The 19,947-nt window shown below is 36.2% G+C and carries 20 protein-coding genes; 14 read left to right on the top strand and 6 right to left on the bottom strand.

From position 1 onward, the window contains the following. Window positions 1-133 precede the first annotated feature (133 nt). Together ACMAYS_RS09030 and ACMAYS_RS09035 are read left to right on the top strand one after the other, a co-directional pair. Window positions 134-619 carry a hypothetical protein gene (locus ACMAYS_RS09030; protein ID WP_392992389.1) on the top strand — a complete coding sequence of 162 codons (486 nt, stop codon included), beginning with the start codon at window positions 134-136 and terminating at the stop codon, window positions 617-619. Window positions 620-677: 58 nt separating this feature from the next. Then, window positions 678-1,499, top strand: coding sequence for a phosphatase domain-containing protein (locus ACMAYS_RS09035; protein WP_103219146.1), 822 nt, complete (start codon window positions 678-680; stop codon window positions 1,497-1,499). Window positions 1,500-1,530: 31 nt separating this feature from the next. Here ACMAYS_RS09035 and ACMAYS_RS09040 read toward each other — a convergent pair whose 3' ends face one another. Then, complete coding sequence (locus ACMAYS_RS09040) at window positions 1,531-3,099, bottom strand: AMP-binding protein (RefSeq protein ID WP_412463122.1); 1,569 nt, start codon at window positions 3,097-3,099, stop codon at window positions 1,531-1,533. Between the two features lie 48 nt (window positions 3,100-3,147). Between ACMAYS_RS09040 and ACMAYS_RS09045 the strand changes: the two genes are divergently transcribed. Beyond that, the gene (locus ACMAYS_RS09045; RefSeq protein ID WP_392992392.1) at window positions 3,148-5,823 is read left to right on the top strand and encodes a PEP/pyruvate-binding domain-containing protein; all 2,676 of its coding nucleotides are present in this window, start codon (window positions 3,148-3,150) and stop codon (window positions 5,821-5,823) included. Between the two features lie 26 nt (window positions 5,824-5,849). On the opposite strand, the gene ACMAYS_RS09050 is transcribed toward ACMAYS_RS09045, so the two are convergent. Continuing rightward, window positions 5,850-6,887, bottom strand: a complete 1,038-nt coding sequence (locus tag ACMAYS_RS09050; RefSeq protein ID WP_412463123.1) for a DUF3419 family protein — start codon at window positions 6,885-6,887, stop codon at window positions 5,850-5,852. 63 nt (window positions 6,888-6,950) lie between these two features. Between ACMAYS_RS09050 and ACMAYS_RS09055 the strand changes: the two genes are divergently transcribed. The 6 genes from ACMAYS_RS09055 to ACMAYS_RS09080 all read left to right on the top strand — a co-directional run bounded on the left by ACMAYS_RS09055 (window position 6,951) and on the right by ACMAYS_RS09080 (window position 14,136). Then, window positions 6,951-7,886 (top strand): hypothetical protein, encoded by a 936-nt coding sequence (locus ACMAYS_RS09055; RefSeq protein WP_103219142.1) that lies wholly within the window; start codon window positions 6,951-6,953, stop codon window positions 7,884-7,886. Continuing rightward, on the top strand, window positions 7,876-8,790 hold the full coding sequence (locus tag ACMAYS_RS09060; protein WP_412463124.1) for a hypothetical protein: 915 nt from the start codon (window positions 7,876-7,878) through the stop codon (window positions 8,788-8,790). The genes ACMAYS_RS09055 and ACMAYS_RS09060 overlap by 11 nt, the downstream gene beginning before the upstream one ends. Window positions 8,791-8,894: 104 nt before the next feature. Then, on the top strand, window positions 8,895-11,240 hold the full coding sequence (locus ACMAYS_RS09065) for a phosphotransferase (protein ID WP_412463125.1): 2,346 nt from the start codon (window positions 8,895-8,897) through the stop codon (window positions 11,238-11,240). Continuing rightward, window positions 11,233-12,849 carry an AMP-binding protein gene (locus ACMAYS_RS09070; protein WP_412463126.1) on the top strand — a complete coding sequence of 539 codons (1,617 nt, stop codon included), beginning with the start codon at window positions 11,233-11,235 and terminating at the stop codon, window positions 12,847-12,849. Before ACMAYS_RS09065 ends, ACMAYS_RS09070 begins: the two co-directional genes overlap by 8 nt. A gap of 4 nt (window positions 12,850-12,853) precedes the next feature. After that, the gene (locus tag ACMAYS_RS09075; RefSeq protein ID WP_103219138.1) at window positions 12,854-13,111 is read left to right on the top strand and encodes an acyl carrier protein; all 258 of its coding nucleotides are present in this window, start codon (window positions 12,854-12,856) and stop codon (window positions 13,109-13,111) included. An 11-nt stretch (window positions 13,112-13,122) separates the two neighbouring features. Next, window positions 13,123-14,136 carry a diiron oxygenase gene (locus tag ACMAYS_RS09080; RefSeq protein ID WP_103219137.1) on the top strand — a complete coding sequence of 338 codons (1,014 nt, stop codon included), beginning with the start codon at window positions 13,123-13,125 and terminating at the stop codon, window positions 14,134-14,136. A 35-nt stretch (window positions 14,137-14,171) separates the two neighbouring features. On the opposite strand, the gene ACMAYS_RS09085 is transcribed toward ACMAYS_RS09080, so the two are convergent. After that, window positions 14,172-14,537: a response regulator gene (locus ACMAYS_RS09085; RefSeq protein ID WP_392992403.1), complete on the bottom strand. Its 366-nt coding sequence runs from the start codon at window positions 14,535-14,537 to the stop codon at window positions 14,172-14,174. Beyond that, window positions 14,509-15,822 carry a CFI-box-CTERM domain-containing protein gene (locus ACMAYS_RS09090; RefSeq protein WP_412463127.1) on the bottom strand — a complete coding sequence of 438 codons (1,314 nt, stop codon included), beginning with the start codon at window positions 15,820-15,822 and terminating at the stop codon, window positions 14,509-14,511. The genes ACMAYS_RS09085 and ACMAYS_RS09090 overlap by 29 nt, the downstream gene beginning before the upstream one ends. 104 nt (window positions 15,823-15,926) lie before the next feature. Between ACMAYS_RS09090 and ACMAYS_RS09095 the strand changes: the two genes are divergently transcribed. The 3 genes from ACMAYS_RS09095 to rpsD all read left to right on the top strand — a co-directional run bounded on the left by ACMAYS_RS09095 (window position 15,927) and on the right by rpsD (window position 18,109). Next, on the top strand, window positions 15,927-16,436 hold the full coding sequence (locus tag ACMAYS_RS09095; RefSeq protein ID WP_412463128.1) for a rhodanese-like domain-containing protein: 510 nt from the start codon (window positions 15,927-15,929) through the stop codon (window positions 16,434-16,436). After that, entirely contained in the window at window positions 16,433-17,293 is an 861-nt protein-coding gene (locus ACMAYS_RS09100; RefSeq protein ID WP_103219132.1) for an aminotransferase class IV, read from the top strand. The genes ACMAYS_RS09095 and ACMAYS_RS09100 overlap by 4 nt, the downstream gene beginning before the upstream one ends. A 183-nt stretch (window positions 17,294-17,476) precedes the next feature. Further along, the gene (rpsD, locus tag ACMAYS_RS09105; protein WP_103219131.1) at window positions 17,477-18,109 is read left to right on the top strand and encodes a 30S ribosomal protein S4; all 633 of its coding nucleotides are present in this window, start codon (window positions 17,477-17,479) and stop codon (window positions 18,107-18,109) included. 102 nt (window positions 18,110-18,211) lie between these two features. Here rpsD and ACMAYS_RS09110 read toward each other — a convergent pair whose 3' ends face one another. Then, entirely contained in the window at window positions 18,212-18,766 is a 555-nt protein-coding gene (locus ACMAYS_RS09110; RefSeq protein WP_392992406.1) for an adenylyltransferase/cytidyltransferase family protein, read from the bottom strand. Window positions 18,767-18,769: 3 nt separating this feature from the next. Beyond that, entirely contained in the window at window positions 18,770-19,072 is a 303-nt protein-coding gene (locus ACMAYS_RS09115) for a hypothetical protein (RefSeq protein ID WP_103219129.1), read from the bottom strand. Between the two features lie 69 nt (window positions 19,073-19,141). Between ACMAYS_RS09115 and ACMAYS_RS09120 the strand changes: the two genes are divergently transcribed. Continuing rightward, window positions 19,142-19,486 (top strand): hypothetical protein, encoded by a 345-nt coding sequence (locus tag ACMAYS_RS09120; protein ID WP_103219128.1) that lies wholly within the window; start codon window positions 19,142-19,144, stop codon window positions 19,484-19,486. Continuing rightward, window positions 19,486-19,902, top strand: a complete 417-nt coding sequence (locus tag ACMAYS_RS09125) for an NINE protein (protein WP_103219127.1) — start codon at window positions 19,486-19,488, stop codon at window positions 19,900-19,902. The genes ACMAYS_RS09120 and ACMAYS_RS09125 overlap by 1 nt, the downstream gene beginning before the upstream one ends. The last annotated feature ends 45 nt before the right edge of the window (window positions 19,903-19,947 follow it).

Here is a 19,947-nt window from a genome sequence, read left to right on the forward strand (position 1 = left end):
CATGTTTTAAACAGTAAGTACCTTAAATAACGATATTTTTAGACACTGTCCATATACTAAACACTCCAAGTTACTGAAAGCTCGTATAAAACTGCCCTATTTCTTGGCACTTTTCTTGCTCTATAAAATACATATGAAACTAAGATACTTTATCTTTATATTAATCGGAGTCTACTGGCTTTCAAATACGGTTCATGCAGTTGGACCTAAGGCCAATGACTACCTCTTTCGCTCTCAAGTGAAAATTGAAGAGTTTAATAACTTTTCAAAGAAAGGACTGGGCCATCTTGCGGCCAGAAGTCTTAACGAATCAAAAGATTATCTAGAAAGATTAGCACAGATTAAGCACGAACTCTCCCAAGAACAATTAAATCTCTTAAATGAACTACACGAAGAAGTGACTCAAAAAGAAAAAATTGAAGCCGAAACAATCAGCACTTGTGATTATCGAAATATTGAGCACTATAAAGAGATTGAAAAGCTAAAAGAGCTAAAAGTGAATGGTAGTATTCTCACATTCAGATCTCATAAGAATCTCTACTTATTAAAGGCCAAAGAAGTCCAAAAATGCCAACAATTCAGTACTTGGATGGAAAACTTTAACGAAATCTCTGTATAATGTTCATACTAACGCGATACATGGTGAAATTAGTGAATTCATTCAATATGATTTCTTCATGAAAACAAGAAAGATGAAATCAGTAATCCTAGTATTAATGTTAAACCTCTTAGCTTCGGCAACACTAGCTTTTACTAAAGATAGTGGGAAGACGATTCTAATTTCAGATATCGACGACACAATTAAAGTTGGCCATATCAGATCAAAAGTCGATGCCGTTTCAAACGCCTACCGCACAAATAATATTTTCCTTGGCATGGCCGACCTTTATCACATCATAAAGAATCGCCTTGATGCAGATGTTTTTTATCTAACAAATGCGCCAGAGGAAGTGATGGCATGGTCGCACAATGAACTCCTTAAAAACGGAAACTTCCCAGAGGGAAGCTTGGAAATTAGACCTTTTAAAGTATCGAGCAAGGTATTTAAAGCGCAAAGACTTCAAGAGCTAATCGCTGAGAATAGACCTGATACAGTTATCCTAGTTGGTGATAACGGAGAACACGATAACTCTTTCTATAATGGTATCAAACAGACTTATCCAGGAATTAAGTTTCATACTTTTATACGTGCTGCCTACAACTTTGATGAATCAAATGAACTATACAAAGGTCAAGCAAGTTTTGTTACACCATTTGAAATCGCAGATACTCTTTATCAGAGAAAAGTTTTAGAAAGATCTGATTCGAAAGAGCTCTTAGATAAGCATCTTCAAAATTATATGGAAGAGTACCTTTTAAGAGATAAAGGACAACTTTATACTCCTCACTGGCAAAGATGTTATGGACACGAAGTAAATAGCGGATCAAGCCTATTTTCAACACTACCTAAAGAACTGACAAAGAAGATCTCAATTCTTTGTCGAAATTACGATAACTAGTATAAGAGTTTAGATATCAATCCAGCACAATCTACTTGTGCTGGATACTTTCTCTTATGGCATTTCGGTCAACTCGAGAAAAATGCCTTGAATCAACAGGAACTCGGCCAAATTCAACAAGCGCTTCACCAAGATTCCAATCATTTAAGATTTCACTAATATGTTCTTTTATCTTAACTTCACCCTCAATGAGACACAATATCGTATCATTGACTTGAACTAGAGCTGCTCTTTGAACACCATCAATACGGGCCAATTCATTCTCATAGTGAAATGTTGGAACGAGCTTGCCATTAACCTTTAAACAATCTTTGAGTCGCCCAAGAAGATAAATCTGTCCCCCACTCACATATCCGACATCACCAGTGAGGTGCCAAAGTCTTCCCTGTTCATCCCATCTCTTAGTCGTTTTATTGGCAGGATGATTATCAATATACTCTTTAATAACATGAGGTCCACTTAGACAGATTTCTCCCCAAACGACTCCTTCCTGAAAATCAAAACCATTAGCGACCTTATCAATCTTAGTATCTAAAACTTCAATGATATGCCCCAACTTAAGTCCAACTTTCTTATTTGAAATATACTCTTCAATTTGAACAAAACTAATGGGCTCAACTTCAGTAGAGCCATAGATAATATGAATCTCAACCAACGAACAGGCCCTATCGAATTGTTCCTTCACAAAACTTGCATGCTTTGTCGATATTTCAGCACCACCAATGATAATACTTCTTAACGATGGAATTTTGATATCATTTGATGCAAGGTAATCAGCAAGTCTTTTGATAATCATTGGATTAGCACTAAATCGTGTGACACCATATTGATTCATTTGCGCAATAACCCTTGAAGCATCAAACTCAGCTAATTTACGATAGTCGATATCTGGGAAAATTGTGGTGATTCCAAGGCCCAAATTTTGTAAAACAAGAGTTGGGAAAAATGGCATATCAACTTCATCTTCTTTATGTAGCCAAAAATATTCTGAGACAATCTTTTGTGATAAAAAGATATCAAGACTTCGATTTGCGGCCTTAGGTCTTCCAGTAGAGCCAGTTGTAAAAGAAATAAGTGTCTGAGCATCTTGCTCAATTGGTGTTTGCGAGAAATTAAGATTATCTTGCGCTCTAATACTTGTTAAAGTTTTAGTAAAAAGACAATTTTGATCAAACGTAAAGCGCTTCATTTTCCACAGAGCAGGAATTAAAGGCGTCCATTTTAAAAGCTCTTTAACTGAGATGATCCCTTGAGCATTTGCATCTTCAATGGCCTGCTTAAGTTTATCCTTTGGCATAGTAGAATCAATTGAGACGACAACTGATCCCATATAGAACAATGCCACCATTATCTGATAAAGCTCTAGTCGCAATGGAATGAGTACGATAACTCGATCCCCTTTCTTTATTCCAGCATCAGATAATGTCTTTATCCATGCCCCAACCTGAGACATAAACTCGCCATAGTTCTGATCTTTATTTTGATAGATCAAGCATCGCTTTTCTAAATTATTTCGAAAGTGAGAATCCAGGTAGTGACATCCATTTATCGGTATACCTTCGTAACCCAGTTCTTGCCTTATATCTTCAATTTTTTTCATATGATAATATTAAATGAAAATAATATAATTTGTAATGTTAGGTAGTAAATGTATCTATTAAGTAAATTTGATTCTCTTCTTACAACAAAAACACAAGTTGGTGGTAAGGCCTATAACCTTGCTAAGCTTGAAAAGTGTCGTGTTAATACACCAGATTGGTTTTGTATCACTAGTGATTACTTTCAAACATTAGTTGACCAAAATGAGGTATTAAAGCAACTCATTGTAAGCTACACACAACTTCAATTTATTGATGATTTAAAAGAACTAATCGCAAAAATTCATGCTGAAATTGATAAGTGTGAAATTTCCATTATTGATGAAGTTATGGAGAGAATTAATCCTAATATTCACTATGCTATTAGAAGCTCAGCTGCTGATGAGGATGGTAGTCACTTCTCTTTCGCTGGACAATTAGAGTCTTTTCTCTATGTTCAAGGAAAAGATAAAATAGAAGATGCCATTAGAAATTGTTTTAAAAGCAACTTCTCTCTAACGGCCCTTACATATCGCTTTAAAAATCAAATCCATCAATCGACACCTAAAATGGCCGTCATCATTCAAGAAATGATTGATCCTGAGAAGTCAGGTGTTCTCTTTACGGCAAATCCAATTAATGGATACAGAGACGAGATGCTTATTTCAGCAAACTACGGTCAAGGAGAAGGTGTTGTAAGTGGTGAATGCAATACTGATGAATACACAATCAATGACCTTGGTATCATTAGAGATGAAATTAGAGAAAAAGACTTTAAGATAATTGCTGACTACGAAAACAAAACAACAAAGAAAGTTGAAGTTACAGGAAATGATATCAATTCAAGTGTCTTAACTCACGCAGAAATCATTGAGTTAAATAAGCTTGCCCTAAATATTCTTGCATTAAAGAAGAAGCCTCAAGATATAGAATTTTGTTTTCAAAATGGAAATATCTATATTGTCCAGACACGAGATATCACATCTCTTCCAATGGATAAGCGTGAAGACTTCGCCAATGTTTTTGATAACTCAAATATCCAAGAGTCATTCAATGGAGTTACAACGCCCCTAACTTTCTCTTATGCCTCAAAGATGTACTACAAGGTCTATCATCAACTACTAGGCTTAACTGGGCTAAGTGAAGAAGAGTTAAAAAAGCACGAAAAAAGACATAAGAATATGATCGCTCTTATTGAAGGTCGAGTATTCTACAATATTCAATCTTGGTATAAGGGGCTCCTTTTGCTTCCGTCCTTTAAACAATCTAAAGGAGATATGGAGAAAATGATGGGGATTACAGACCCTGTCGACTTTATTGAAGATAAAGACCTACCTTTATGTGAGAGATTAAGAATGTTACCAGGTCTGATAAAAACCTTTGGTAGTCTTCTTTGGTATTTCTCAAAAATAGATAAAGTTGTTGCCGACTTTATGTCTGACTTTTATAAAGTTTATAATGACATTGATTTCACCAAACTCAATAGACTTAATCTTACTCAACTCTATGATCTAACTGAAGAGCTCGATCAGAAAATCACGAGTAAATGGCACGCTCCACTTATAAATGACTTCTACGTTATGATGATGAATGGAAAGATGTATCGCTGGATGGATAAGCTTGGTGTTGAAAATGCAGATATCACTCTTGGAAATTTATTATCAGGAGAACATGATATTGCCAGTACTCAACCGACTAAAGAACTTTTAAAAATAAGTGATGAAATTAAGAAATGCGATCAAAATCTTAAGGATCAATTCCTAAAACTAGAAAATTCAAAAGTTATGGACTTCTTCTACATCAACAATAAGGCCATTTTTGATTTATGCCAAGATTATATCGAAAACTATGGTGATCGCACAATTGGTGAGCTTAAGCTTGAAAGCTTATCACTGAGAGAAAGCCCAGACTTTCTCATCAATATTCTAAAAAATTACGTGATTAAAGAAAGCCTAAGTTATGAAAGCTTCATTGCAAATGAGCTTGAACTTAGAGAGTCTGAAGAAGAAAAGATTGAGCCAATAGTTAAGAAAAAGCTTTCAATTTTTGGAAGAAAACGTTTTTATAAAGATCTGGCAAAACTTAGAAAGGCCATTCGTTATCGTGAAAACACAAGACTTCTTAGAACAAAATCTTTTGGTATCTCACGTCAAATTTACCGTGAAATGGGAAATCAATTAGCAAACTTCAATCTAATCAGTACACCAGATGATATTTTCTTTTTAACTCTTAGTGAAATTGAAGAACTAAAAGATGGGCGTATTGTTCAGACAAATCTAAAAGAACTAATAAGCTTAAGAAAGTCTGAGTACGATTCATATGAAGATGAGGAACCTGGTCATCACTTTAAGACATTTGGCTTCGTTCACGCAGGAAATAAATTTATCTATGAAGGCAATACAAATCTTGATCATGATGGTGCATTAAAAGGTATAGGATGTTACCCAGGTCACATCACAGGAGAGGTTGCCCTACTCTTTAAGCCGGATGATGGAATTGATGTTAATGACAAGATTCTATGTACAGTAAGAACTGATCCAGGATGGGCACCATTATTTCCGTCAATCAAAGGACTACTTGTAGAAAAGGGATCGACACTTTCTCACTCAGCAGTTATTGCTAGAGAACTTAAGATTCCTACAATCGTCGGAGTTCCAGGAATTACAAAAATTGTAGAAAATGGACAAGAGATTGAAATGGACTGTGAAAAAGGTCTAATCAACTTATTACAAGAAAACCAAGAATAATAAAGGCCTCATTAGAGGCCTTTTCTTTATGAAACTCTTTTATAAAATCTTATGTCGTAAACTCCGACCTTTTCTTTCTTTATAAGATCTTTAAATTCAGCTGTGATATCTTCAAAGCCTTCTAGTTCCGGCGTATGGACACGTAGATAATAACGGACACAAATAACTCCACCAATAGCAATTGATGGCCTTGCCTTCTTAATAAAATCCTTACCTAGTTTATCATCAAAGTAACTAGGAACATCTGAGTAAGAAAAGTAATCAAATTGATACTTACCACTTTCAAGCTCCGCAACCACATCACCAATATGATAATTAACTTGCGTTGTCTCTATGCACTCTTTAAGCTCAGAATAATTTCGACAACGAAGGGGTGTATTTGTCAAAGTAACTTCACCAAAAAAGCACAGGCTTAAGAAAAAATTATCTTTAATCAGATTATTTTTAAATAAACGAGCAAATCGGTTTCGATAAAATTTCACATAACTTTCTGGGATATTCTTTCTAATGAAGTCACCTCGATACAAGAGAGAGTTCATTAAGGCCTTGTTTCCAACAATTGATAAAACAACTGTCCACTTAACCTTAAAGCTTACTGTATCCATTATATTTAATTGCTCTTGAATTGTTTTACAATTTCTAAGGGCCTCAATAATACGATGTCCTAAAATTTTACGACAAAGCTTTGAAAAGGTAATAAATGTTTTTTCCCATGATCCGGCAAGTGCCGCAATTTCATTGGCCTCAAAATAATCATTAAGTCCAACATTAGCACCAACTGTTTTTAAAATCGCGGAATCATCATGGTATGCTCTTAAATAATCCACTTCTTCAAGTGCAAGAATCGCCTTCTCATACGCTCTTGCCCATTCAATCTGAAGGCCCGATACATCAAAGAGATCTAACTTTGAGTCAGTATTTGTAATAAGGTATAACCCTCTTGGTCCTGCACCACAAATAGAGCCAATTTTTTTAGGAGAAAGTTTTTCACAAACTTTTGACTCCATCTCAATATCTTCATTTGCTAGTGAGTAATTTAATTTGTCAGTAAAATATTTTGCCATGTCACAATTATAGTTGTTTTCATTATATAATGGTACAAAGAAAATAAATTCAGATGAGGATGTATGAGCAAAGATATAAGTCATATTACAATAGAAGATTCATTTATTAAGAGATATTTAGCTTGGTCAAACGAGCGCTTCCCAATGGCCAATGTCATCTCCGGTCTAATAACTTTCTTTGTCATGAGTCGCCTTGCTCTATTCTTACAAGATAAAGCATTAGATTTTACACCATTAGATATCCTAGGGGCAGTTGCTGTAGTCGGACACTACTTTGTCTTAAGAGTATTTGATGAACATAAAGATTTCAAAGTTGACTGTATTAATCACCCAGAGCGTGCGCTTCAAAGAGGCCTCATTAAACTTTGGCACCTAGATATTATTGCTGCAGTTTTTACTATTATTGGATTAATTTATTCTGCTTTAATTTCAAATAATTATTTAACGCTTATTTGCTACGGCGCTGTTTATCTGTGGTCCATACTTATGGCCAAGGAGTTCTTTATTGGTACATGGCTAGAAAAGCGCTTAACGCTTTATTCAATTAGCCACATGCTCGTTTCTCCTCTTATTATTATTTGGATTATGTCGGCAAAATGGCAAGTTCCTACATTTGAATTCTATGTTTATCTTATTCTTGCCATGTCTTTTGCATCAGGTTTCTCATATGAATTTACAAGAAAGACTCGTGGCCCTGAAGAAGAGACTGAAACACTTGACTCATATACAAAGATTTATGGCACAGGTGGAAGCGTTCTCATTATCACATTAATGAATATGATAACTCTTGGATGTTTTCTTTATCTCATCCCACTAATGCCGAATCTACGATCAATTCTAGCAGCAATGGGTATCGCAGGTTTTGCAGCTGCTCAATCGACACTTTTTAAATATTTAAAAAAACCAAGTCTTGAAGGACGTAAGAAGAATGAAAAGTCATTCGGACTCTTCGCTCTCCTACTTTATATCGCTCTTATTGTAGGTGTTTATGCAAATTAATTTAGACCGACTTACCCAAGAGCAAAAACAAGAGTTCCTTCTTTTTAAAGATAACGAAGCAATCTCAAGTATTGAACAATTTGTTGATGGCGATGCTTCAGCAATTTTCTTTCTTATTGGTAAGCAAGCGTACTTTGGTTTTTGTAATGGGAAGCTATCACAAAGCTTTATTGAGGCCGCCAAAGATTATCGTCAAAAGTATGGAAGCGAAAAGATGGTTGGGTCATTAAATCTTTCTACATATAATAGCTACCGCTTAAAACAGAATGAAGATCTACCTCATCACTTAATGGAGCCCTCTTACGACAAAGAGTTGTACGAATTATTGAAGTCTCATGGTGAGATCTTTGAGAGTTATGTAACTTATGAAATTAATGATTTTGATAAGCTCTTAAAATGGTCTGAGCAATTTGATGAAATTGATGATTCACCAATGACTGAAAATTATGACCTAAAAGTAATTGATGGACAATTTTGGCTTGATAACCTTGAACGATTTTACCAAAGTGCTGATCAAGTTTTTGGAGAGAATATCGCCTACTCACCAATTTCATTTGAAACATTCAAACTTAAGTATGGCCAACAAGCGGCTGGCCTTATTTGTCCTCATACCTCACGTGCTCTAATTTCAAAAGCAGACAATTCAATTATTGGGATCATCCTAAATTTTGTGGATCCCACAGCAACAAATATAAAGAGGCTCTTAATTAAGACTATGGGAGTCCATCCAGATCATCGTTACATGGGGCTAAGCTTCATTTACCTACTTAAGGAAATTATCCCCCAAGTAAGATCTCATTATGAGCAAGCTTATCTATGCTTGATGCGAGACGGGAACCTTCCCTCACTATTTGCGAAAGATATTTCGCAGAAAACTCGCTACTATCACCTATTCACTATCTAAACTATTGATTTTACTAATATAAAACTGCCGTCTACTGTGTAGACGGCCATAGTACAATTTTCAATCAAACGTTCTCGTTCATCTTTATAAGCTATATTTGAACTATGAAGATCAATGAAATTAGCACAAATTCAGCTTCTGAGCAGGAAGCAAAAGTCGTAAAGCAGAAGCTTTCGGCCCCATCTCGTTTTGACTACTCTGAAGCGGCAAGGCTAAATCGTATTGCGATTTTAGAGGCTCAGTGTGGGGAAAATCTCGACTCAATTCAAATAACAGACCTAGATGGATTAAACCTCAAAGGTAATATCGAGTCTTATGCTGGAAGTATTTCAATTCCAATGGGAATTTGTGGGCCATTAAAAATTAATGAGAAAGGTGAAAAGGAAGATTTATATATTCCAATTGCAACCTCAGAGGGCGCTCTAGTTTCTTCGATCACTCGTGGTGCACTTGCCGTTTCTTTAAGTGGTGGCTTCAAGGCCAAGGTTTTAAGAAAGCGTATGTACCGTGCTCCAGTTTTCACATTTGATGATATTGACCATGCTGATGAATTTATCTCATGGCTAGAAGATAACTTCGATACGATTAAAAGTATTACTAAAAAGTATTCAAACTTTGCAGATCTAAAAAAGATCAAGCCAGTTCTTATCGGTCGCAATGTTCACGCGAAATTTATCTATGAGTGTGCCGACGCTTCCGGACAAAACATGACAACTGTTTGTACGTGGCAATCATGTCTTTGGATCAAAGAAGAGCTTTTAACTTCAAAAATTAAACTTGTTGAATTCTTCTTAGAAGGAAATGGTTCAAGTGATAAGAAAGTTTCTGTTGGTTCTGCAATGCAGACTCGTGGAACATATGTAACTGCAGAATGTGTAGTACCAGAAAAAGTATTAAAGCGTATTCTGAAAACATCAAGTACTGATCTCATCAATCTCTACTTAAGATCACTACCTATTACTCGCCTTGAAGGAATGACAGGATATAACGTAAACGTTGCCAACGCTGTTGCAGCCATTTTTGCTTCAACAGGACAAGACCTTGCTTGTATTCATGAGTCATCAACAGCTGTTCTAAATTTTGAAAAACACGAAAAAGGTTTATACGTAAGCTTAACTCTACCTTCACTAGTTATTGGAACTGTTGGAGGTGGAACAGGACTTGGTCACTATAAAGACTGCTTAAAGTCGATCGGTTGTGCAGGAGCAGGAAAGGTCGAAAGGTTTGCAAAAATTATAGCTGGTGCGGCGCTATCTCTTGAGCTTTCAACAATGTCGGCCATCTGTGGTGGACAGTTTGCTTATGCACACGACAAGCTTGGTAGAAATAATCCGAAAGATCAGCTTAAAACGAAAGATATCACAAAAGAATTTATCAATGAAAACTTCACTGATCAGTCAACTTTAGTGAAAGAAAGTGAGTCAATTGAACACGACCACAAGATTAATATTGAAAATGGAATTATCACTGAAGCTACTTCAAGAGTGGTAAACAAATCTCTTGGTTTTACATCACTAGAGATCAACAAAGAAGATAAAATAATTCTGAAGTCAAAACCCCTTGATACTGACGTAATTGCAGGTTTTGCGGCCATTGCAGGTTTTGCGGATAGTGATATCAGAAGAAAATTCATTAAAACAATTCACAATAATGAATTTACGAAATGTCATATTAGAGAAATTGAGGCATACCGTATGGTTTCAAAGGACTTCTCTCGCTATATGCCAGAGCTTCATGGAACATATATAAATGCTCAGAAAGAAGCATACCTTCTTCTTTTAGAAAATTTAAACTTTTCTCAAATTGAGTTAATGAACACTCAAGGATGTTTAGAATTATGGATAAGCTCAACTCGTGAATTAATTTTTGATGCTATATCTAAGATTCATCAGAACTTTGCAAATTCACAAGAAGTTTCTGAGTCGTCTCTTAACCTTGGAAAAGTAAATATTGATAAAGACTTAACGAAATCAATTATCACTTATATTCGTGCACAAAACTACATCAGTGCAAAGACAGAGGAAAAGTTAGAAGAAGTTCTAAATACTTTTGAACAATGGTCAAAGATCATCAACGAAGGTCCAAAGACACTTACTCACAACGACTTTAATCCAAGAAATATTTGTTTTAAAAATGGTCGCCCATGCTTCTATGACTGGGAACTATCTCGCTACAACTCTCCATATAGAGACCTTGTGGAATTCATGAGCTTTACAACACCAAGTGGTGAAATTGCGAATGATATAGATTATTACTTCTCAAAAGATGGGCTTGAACTATCTAAGCAAGAAAAACTAGAAAATATGTTATCTTGTGCAAATGAATATCTACTTAACCGAGTTCTATTCTACTATGTAGGCCACAGTGTAAATGAATATGAGTTCATGCCACATATCTTCAATAAAACACTTGAGATCATCTCATACCTAGAAGGTCAGCTGAATGCGTAATCTCATCGACAAGCTACTTTCAAATAAAGATCAAGAAAAGAAGGTTCTCTTCTTTTACAAGAACTTTAAGCTTGCTAGCTCACTTTCTATAAATGAGCTTATGGAGAAGGCCCGTGTCATTGCTTCTAAAATTAAGGCAAATGATATTACTAAAAAAAATATAATTCTTTCATTTGAAAATGAAGAAAACTTTGTGACTTACTTCTTTGGTATCATCCTATCAGGTAACGTACCTGTACCAATGGCATCAAGTGCCTTAATGTTAAAAGATGATTACCAAGAATTACTATTCCAATTCGCATCTGCGGCACAAACAAAGTATATCGCAGCAAAGAACTCTCCAGAGGGCTTTACAAATATAGCAAAATTTAATGACGCTGAGATGGCAACACAATTTGCAAATCCTGAAAGCAGTGAAACTTGTTTTATTCAATTTTCTTCAGGATCAACTTCTGCACCAAAAGGAGTTGTGATAAGCCATAGCAATCTACTTGCAAATAATGATCAAATTAATCAAGGGATCAAATTGAGTGATTCTGACTCTATTTGTACATGGCTACCTCTTCACCATGATATGGGGCTGATAGGAAGTCTTCTCACTGCTCTTTTAAAGAATCTTGAATGTCATATTATTCGTACTCAAGACTATGTCATTGCGCCTCATAAATGGCTTCACCTTGTTTCAGAAACAAAGTGTAGTGCACTTTGTATCCCAAATTCAGCATATTATGTTTGTGCAACTAAAATCCCAGAAAAGAAGTTAGAAGGTCTTGATCTTTCTCATATACGCTTTGCTCAATGTGGAGCTGAGCCAATTAAGGCCAATGTTTTAAAGGCCTTTAGCAATCGTTTTGAAAAATATGGCTTCAATACTAATGCCATTATGCCAGTTTATGGACTAGCAGAAGCGACTCTTGCAGTAACTTTTCATGAGGTTGGTACACAGTTTGAGACAGTCACGATTAAAGATGAAGAGTTTATTTCTTGTGGAAAAGTTCTAGCACCGACTCAGCTTGAGATTAGAAATCAACACCAAGGTGTTGGTGAAATCTATATAAAAGGGCCATCAGTATCGACTAACTATTACGGTAGAGAAACTCATCTCGAAGATGGATGGCTAAACACAGGAGACCTAGGCTTCTTAGATGAAGAAGGTAGGCTCTACGTAACAGGACGAAGTAAAGATCTCTTAATCTGCAATGGTGTTAATATCTTTGCAAATGACATCGAGTTTATGGCCGCAAAGGTACCTGCGGTAAAGCTTGGGCGTATGGTTGCTTTTTCAATTCAAACAGATAAGAGCGAGAAACCTCACCTCATCATTGAGCTAAATGAGAAGTCAAAAGAGGCCCGTAAAAAAGTCAAAGAAGACGTGGCAAATGCTCTAAAATCAAAATTAGCACTCACAGAAGACAATATTTCAATAGTGCCAGAGCTAACTCTTAAAAAGACAACTAGTGGGAAAGTAAAACGCCAAAATGCCCAAAAAAGATACATGGCCGGAGAAATTACAAAAATCGAGAAAAATTATCGATTTAATCTTATAGTATCTCGCTACATAAAAAATAAATTTAAGTTTAATTTCTTAATTAAAGAGAAATTGGGATAAATAGATGAAAGAGCAAATTTTAAAATATTTGAATGAAGCAATTGCTGAAGTTAGTGATGAAAAAGAGATCACACTGACTTTAGAGACTAGCTTTATCACTCTTGGGCTTGATTCTTATGATGCCATGTCATTTATTGGGCGTCTTAAGGAAGATTTTGAAGAACTACCTGTAACAATTTTTTTACAGTGTCAAACAACTCAAGACCTAATTAATTACTTAGAAAAAAATCATAACGAAGAACTGAGACAAGTACTTTCATAATTGGAGCTAAGATGGAAACAAGACTTATTAGCAAATTAGAAAAACTTAATAAGCAATCTGTAGAGCGTGCTTTCACTGTTGATGCACTTGATTGGTCTAAACCAATCGATAAGAATCTCAAGTGGACACCAGAAGAAATGGTCACTATCTCTTACTTACCTAGTTATGATCTGCTTACTGAAGCACAAAAACTTAGATTCAATCAATTAATTGGACTCTCTATTTGTGAGCAATTTATTTGGTTTGAAAATGTTCTTCTAAATCCGGCACTTAAAAGCTGTAAAAGAATCTATAAGCTTAATCCTCAAATGACTGAGGCCATTGATCACTTTATGGAAGAAGAAGATAAGCACGGTGAAATCTTTCTTAGAATGCTCATGAAGGCAGAGCCAGAAAACTATTCGAAAGAGAGACCTCTTCGTATTTTTAAACTTGGCCCAGTTCAAAACTTTATCATGAAGGTTGTTACGACATTTCCAAATATCTTTCTATGGTGGATTTGGATTGCTCTATTCTTTGAAGAGAGAACATTAGATATTTCTAAAAAATACAATAAGGCCCTTAAGGCCGGTGAAGTGGACTGGAACTTTTGGCAATGCCACTACTATCATATGCTTGATGAAGTAAGACATCAGCAAATTGATGAGTGTTTCCTTGCAGCTTTTTATGACAAAGCAAATCCTATTCTTAGAAAGATTAATGCCAGCGTTTTTGTGAAATTCATTTCGTCATACTTTGGTCCAAAGAGACTTGCAGGAAGAATTCTAGAGCTAATGCAAGAAGAGTTCAGCGATCTTTCACAAGAGACAGTAAATCAGTTAAAGGGTGAATTTGAGTCACTTCGTACAAATGTAGAATTTCAACGAAGTGCCTTTTCGAGACAGGGGCTTGGCCGTACTTATGAGCTACTGGCCAAATATAATGAGATGGATGGTTTTTGGGATCTACTGCTTGAAGAAAGCAAAGAAGATCACATCGGAAAAAATCGATACGTACGTGGTACGCATTCGACAATTCTAAACTAGCCAAATAAAAAAGGGACCGCAAATGGTCCCTTTTTTTATTGTAAATCTCTTTTTAAGCTTGTTAGTAATTCATCTAAATCAAAAGGCTTATAAAAGAAACGAGTCACCCCTTCCTTCATAGCTTCTTTCAAAGAAATATCAGCTTGACCTGAAACAAAGTAGAAAACTTTTTCTTTTTGGCTATCATTGCTATTTGTGCAATCAAGGACAACCTTTCCATTACCATCTGGCATTTTATAGTCAGAAATAATGGCATCAAATGTTTTTCCACTATTGATAAGCTTTACAGCGCTATTTCCAGAGTTGGCGCACTCTGTCTCATAACCTTCAAACTCAAGCTCTTCGGCCAATAGTTCTAGAATATCTGGTTCGTCATCGACGATTAAAACTTTGTACGGCATATGTTAATTCTCTTCTAAACGTTAACAACGTAATTATAGTCATGCATCCTATTATAAACAGGATATTTTGTAAAATAAAATACATTGAGAAACTATATCTCTTAACCATCGAGGCCAAGGCCTTGTTATTTAAGATCGTTTCAACAAAAAATGGCGCACTGCTATAGTAAAAATCAACAAATGCTGCCCCTAGCGTCGTCTTCATCAAGTACTCATCGCGAATGACACGAAAGTAATTCAAGACATAATGATCTCTTTGAAAGCCTGCAGTCACGAGATAGCACTGATTTTGCGACAAAAGCTTTTCAATTGGCTTCGGTTGATAATTTCCAGTTTGCGTGGCCAAATCAGCATTACTCACACTCCCTGGACCGACATAGCCAAAATGATCAAGATATGAAATTGCCGAACTGTAGGTAGTATTATTAGTAAGGTTAGTTACCTTTACATTACCTTCATTTGATTGATCTTCAACAATTCTAATATCATTAATATTTCTCGTTACAACTCCACCGCCACTTTGCACGTAAAGGGCCATTCGAGAAATATAGGCACCATTACCACCATGATCACCGGTGTACTCAATAACAGCAGTCTGATCCCCTGCATATGTACCAATAATGTTAAGTGTTGCACGAGTTCTAATATCAGTAGCTGCTGCACTAATAACAAGCTTAAAGTAGATTGCTCTACCAACAGCATCCGGAATCTCTACTTCTTCATTTGAACTGTAATCAGTATCATTAGGCATAAAGAATAACACTAATTCAACACTGTCTTTAATAGAAGCGATAGAGTCTGTAATACCAGCACAATTTAGCTCACTCGTTGAACAGATATCTGCAAAGCTTACAAAAGGAGCTTCAACTTGAGAGCTTGGTATTTGAGTAACAATTCGAAAAGCAGGATTTGAATTGTCGTTATCTTTTAATGCAACGTAAAGCTCTTCATTAGTGTAAGCAAGTGAGTCAACATCTTGTAAGTAGAGACCACCTAACTCAGATGTTTCATCTGCCAAGTTTGGGCTTAGCCCCCCAGAGTCTGCAGTATAATAAGCAAAATCTTGAGTTCCCGTCCCAAGGCTTAGGGGAACATAAAGAGTAATCGCGGCTTCAGGAGTGGAACCATCCCCACCCAAATTATAAAAAAGCTCATTTAAGTTCTCACCTGTAGAATTTCTCAAGTAGAAGATTGGCTCAGTTTTGTCATCCAGACTCAGAGACGCACCGTAAGCACTAGTGATTGTAAGGTAAAGAAAAATGAAGATTTTAAATAATTTCTGCATAGTAAAATTATGGGTTAAGTTTTATTCATGGTCAAATAATTAAAGATTTGGCATGATAATCAAAATAGTTAAGTTGTTTAAATGACAAAGGTTTGGATCAAATTATGAAATATATTATTCTCTCAATACTTCTGCTAACTTCTTGTATCGGAACTGATGGAATCAAGGATCAGAGAAAAGTTATTGGCAGTATGGCAACCGCCCTTTCTAAGAAGTACCCAAGCGTTGAAAATATCGACTGTGACTACCTAAAAAGACGCTTACGTTTAAAAGATAATCGCCTCGTAATTGTAGATGCACGAGATATTTATCAATTTGAAGTTTCTCACATTGAACGCGCAATTCCTTTATCGAAGCTTCATGAAGTCTATCCTCAACTTCAAGGCAAAGAAGTTGTCGTCTACTCTACAATTGGAACTCGTTCAACGAAGGCAATACTCGAGCTCTCTAAAACTAATCCTAATACAAAGTTTACAAATTTATTTGGTGGAATCCTCGAGTGGCTACAATGTGGCCAGAAGATTTATCTAATGGGTAAGGAAACAAAAGAAATTCGCTTCGAGAATGACGCCTGGAATATCATCCCAGAAGGATACAAAGCAATTCTCCCATGAAAGTAATAAGTATCAATGGCCAAATTCTAGAGCGAGAAGAAGATGCAAAAATATCTGTACTTGATCGCGGCTTCCTCTACGGTGACTCTGTCTACGAAGTAACGGAAGTTAGAAATGGTAAAATTGGTTTTCTAAAAGAGCACCTTGAACGCTTACAAAACTCTGCTTTAAAGATGCACATGCATCTTCAACTCAACTTTACTGAGTATGAAAAGCGCATTGTAGACGTTGCAAAGAAGCTGCACGAAGCTGGTCATGACAGGTGCTATATACGATTAATTGTCACACGAGGAGAGGGAGAAATTACTCTTGACCCGCAAGCGGCCAGTAATCAAAATGTCATTATCATCGGTAAAGAGCTTCCTGAAAATCCTAGCACTTGGTATGAAGACGGCGTTGAGGTAATTATCGCTTCAACTCTTAGAAATCCAGTCAAGTCGATGGACCCAAATATCAAATCTGGAAACTATCTTAATAATATCCTTGCATATAACGAGGCCAAAGAAGCAGGCTACTTTGATGCCATCATGCTTAACCAAGATGGCAATGTCACAGAATGTACAACGAGTAATATCTGGATTGTAAAAGATGGTATTTTTAAAACGCCCCCTATTGCAGCTGGACTTCTTAAAGGTATTACCAGAGAAAATGTTATCCGCATTCTTGGCGAACAAGGCATCCCATTTGAAGAGGTAAACTTCACGGGAAGTGAGCTAAAAGAAGCTGACGAATGCTTTCTTACATCATCAACAAAATACCTTGTTCCAATTGTAAAAGTTGACGATACAACGATCGGAAATGGAAAACCTGGAAGTAAAACTATACAAGTGCTTGATATCTTTAAGTCTGAACTCTGAAACTTATATAATATCTAATATTTACATCCTTTCCCATTGACAATAGTGGCCATTGTTCGCTATAAAGCTTCAGTTACATCCGAAAATATTAAGTAAGATTGATGGGCCTAAGGCGTTAGCCTTTGAGATGTGATGTAACTTTTCCTTGTCCCTAAAGTCTTTTTTATTCAAAAGGAGCCAACAATGGCAAAGAGTACTACAGCGAGATCACGCTTTAAAATCCAAAGAGCACTAGGTGTTGAACTTCCAGGTCTTGGTAAAGCTGGTGCATTAGCACGTCGTCCATACGGACCAGGTGTACACGGTAACAAAAGAAAGAAAATTTCTGACTACGCCGTTCGTCTAAAAGAAAAACAAAAACTAGTATTCCACTACGGTCTAAGAGAAAAGCAACTTGTTACTTACGTTAAGCAAGCTAAGAAGAACACTGCTGGTAAGCCATGGATGGAAGTACTTCTATCTAACCTTGAGTCAAGACTGAACAACGTAGTTTTCAGACTTGGATTTGCACCATCAATGATGGCAGCTTCTCAAATGGTTTCTCACGGACAAATCCTAGTTAACGGAAAGAAAGTTGACCGTTCATCTTTCATCGTTGGCCAAGGTGATGTTATCTCTCTAACTGAGAAAGGTTATAACAACCAACTTTACAAGCAAACTCAAGAAACTCCACGTTTCGCAGCAGTTCCAGCTTGTTACAATGTTGAAGGTACAGATAAGAAGAAAGCAACTATGGTTGCTGCTCCTCTTGAATCAGATGTACCATTTGAATTCAACTCTCAGCTAGTTATTGAGTACTACTGGAAAGTTAAGTAATAGAAATAAAAGAAGGCTCCTTACGGAGCCTTTTTTTATGTCCAGGATGGACGGTATGTCGACGAGAGGCAGGAGCCGAAGTCGACACGAACTGCATAAAGACTACTTATTCCGAATCGCTGTCGAACTTAGCTCTTGATACTCATGAGGCTTAAGATAGATCACCTCAAGCTTTGAATTAAACACTTTTATCTTAGCTTCGACTTCCCTATACTCATCCATTTTCTCATCACGAGGCACAACATAGATTTTTGAAAGCAGCTGACATACTTTTTCAACTTCATACCATTTTAAAAATGAGCCAAATGTATCATCACCCATCAACCAATTAATATTTGGGTATTTAACCTCTTGCAGCCACTCATATGTGGGTCTTCTAAGCTTCTGGGCCCAAAAGCCCGTATAGATAGGAAATCTAGCTCCTGTGGCATCTTTGATCTTTAGATACTCTCCATACGGATCCTCTTGTTCATTGGACTTCCAAGGGCTGTAGTCTAAGACAATGATAATATTGTCTTCAAACTCACTACATTGATTTAGACACTCAAGATGCCCTTGATGAAATGGATGAAAACTTCCTCCAAACAATGTAACTGTCGACTTGGTCTCAGAAGAATAAAGCTCTACACTATTGGCTATTTCATCTAATTTGGACATTACTTAAAAATCTTTTTCTTGAAGTGTCTTTCTTCCGCTTTGCTTTGCACGCTCGGCCGCAGAATCGCATTTTACTCTAATGATATCAGACAAGATTTCCATGACATTTGCAGAAGTATTTAGGCCATGCTTATCCTTAATATATTTCTTAAGTTTTGAGGCCACAATTAAGATATCTTTATCAGCAAGGTTAAGAGTTTTTTTATCACTTGAAACTAGAATGCGACGAGGCTCTTTCCTGTCTTTCGACTTATTTTCTTCGCTCACGTTATCTCCATTTGAGTTCATTAAATAATCAACTTTCACATATATCTCCAAGTCTAGTATAATATTAGTGTAACTTAAATTTAAATCTAATAAACCAACGAGCAAAATATGAAGTTCTCTTGCGAATTTAACGATATTGAGTATTTTTTCACTACTGAAATCGGCCCAGACACAAATGATAAATACCATTTATTTCTATCTGGTACAAAGCTTACGAAGTACCAAAATAATGAAATGAAATTTCATACATTAACGATAAATGCTAAGTATGAAGGTCAAGAGCTTAACTACTTTATCACTGGTATCCCCCTGTCTCTTGATGAAGAAGAGCAAATGGAAGAGCTAGAGGATTTCTTTGAGGCCAAGGAAATTTTTGAAAAAATAGAAGATGCCTTTGAGCTTCTTTTAAGTGAGCGCAAAGCACCTCCATGGGGTCTAAAGGAGTATAAATAATGAATCAACAACAAGGAATTCTCCCTAATAACTCTCACAGTAAAGTCATGGGATATCTATTGTGGCTTTTTGGATTTATGGGAGCTCATCGCTTCTACTATGGTAAGCCTATCTCAGGAACGATCTGGATGCTAACACTAGGCCTTTTAGGGCTTGGCTGGCTAGTAGATATCTTTCTAATTCCTTCTATGGATGAAGAATGTGATAATCGCTATTATGAGGGCGTCCTTGATTATAATATCGCTTGGATTCTTCTAACATTTCTAGGTGTCTTTGGATTTCATAAGTTTTATCAAGGAAAGATTCTTATGGGGATACTCTATCTTCTAACGGGTGGCTTCTTCCTCTTTGGTGTTCTTTATGACTTTTGGACACTTAATGAGCAAATCGACGATATCAACAAAGGTATAGCATAAAAAAGGCCCTCACACAGAGGGCCTTTTCATTTAGTTAATTTTGAT

Source organism: Halobacteriovorax sp. RT-2-6 (assembly GCF_047085025.1).
In the GTDB taxonomy this organism is placed as follows: domain Bacteria; phylum Bdellovibrionota; class Bacteriovoracia; order Bacteriovoracales; family Bacteriovoracaceae; genus Halobacteriovorax_A.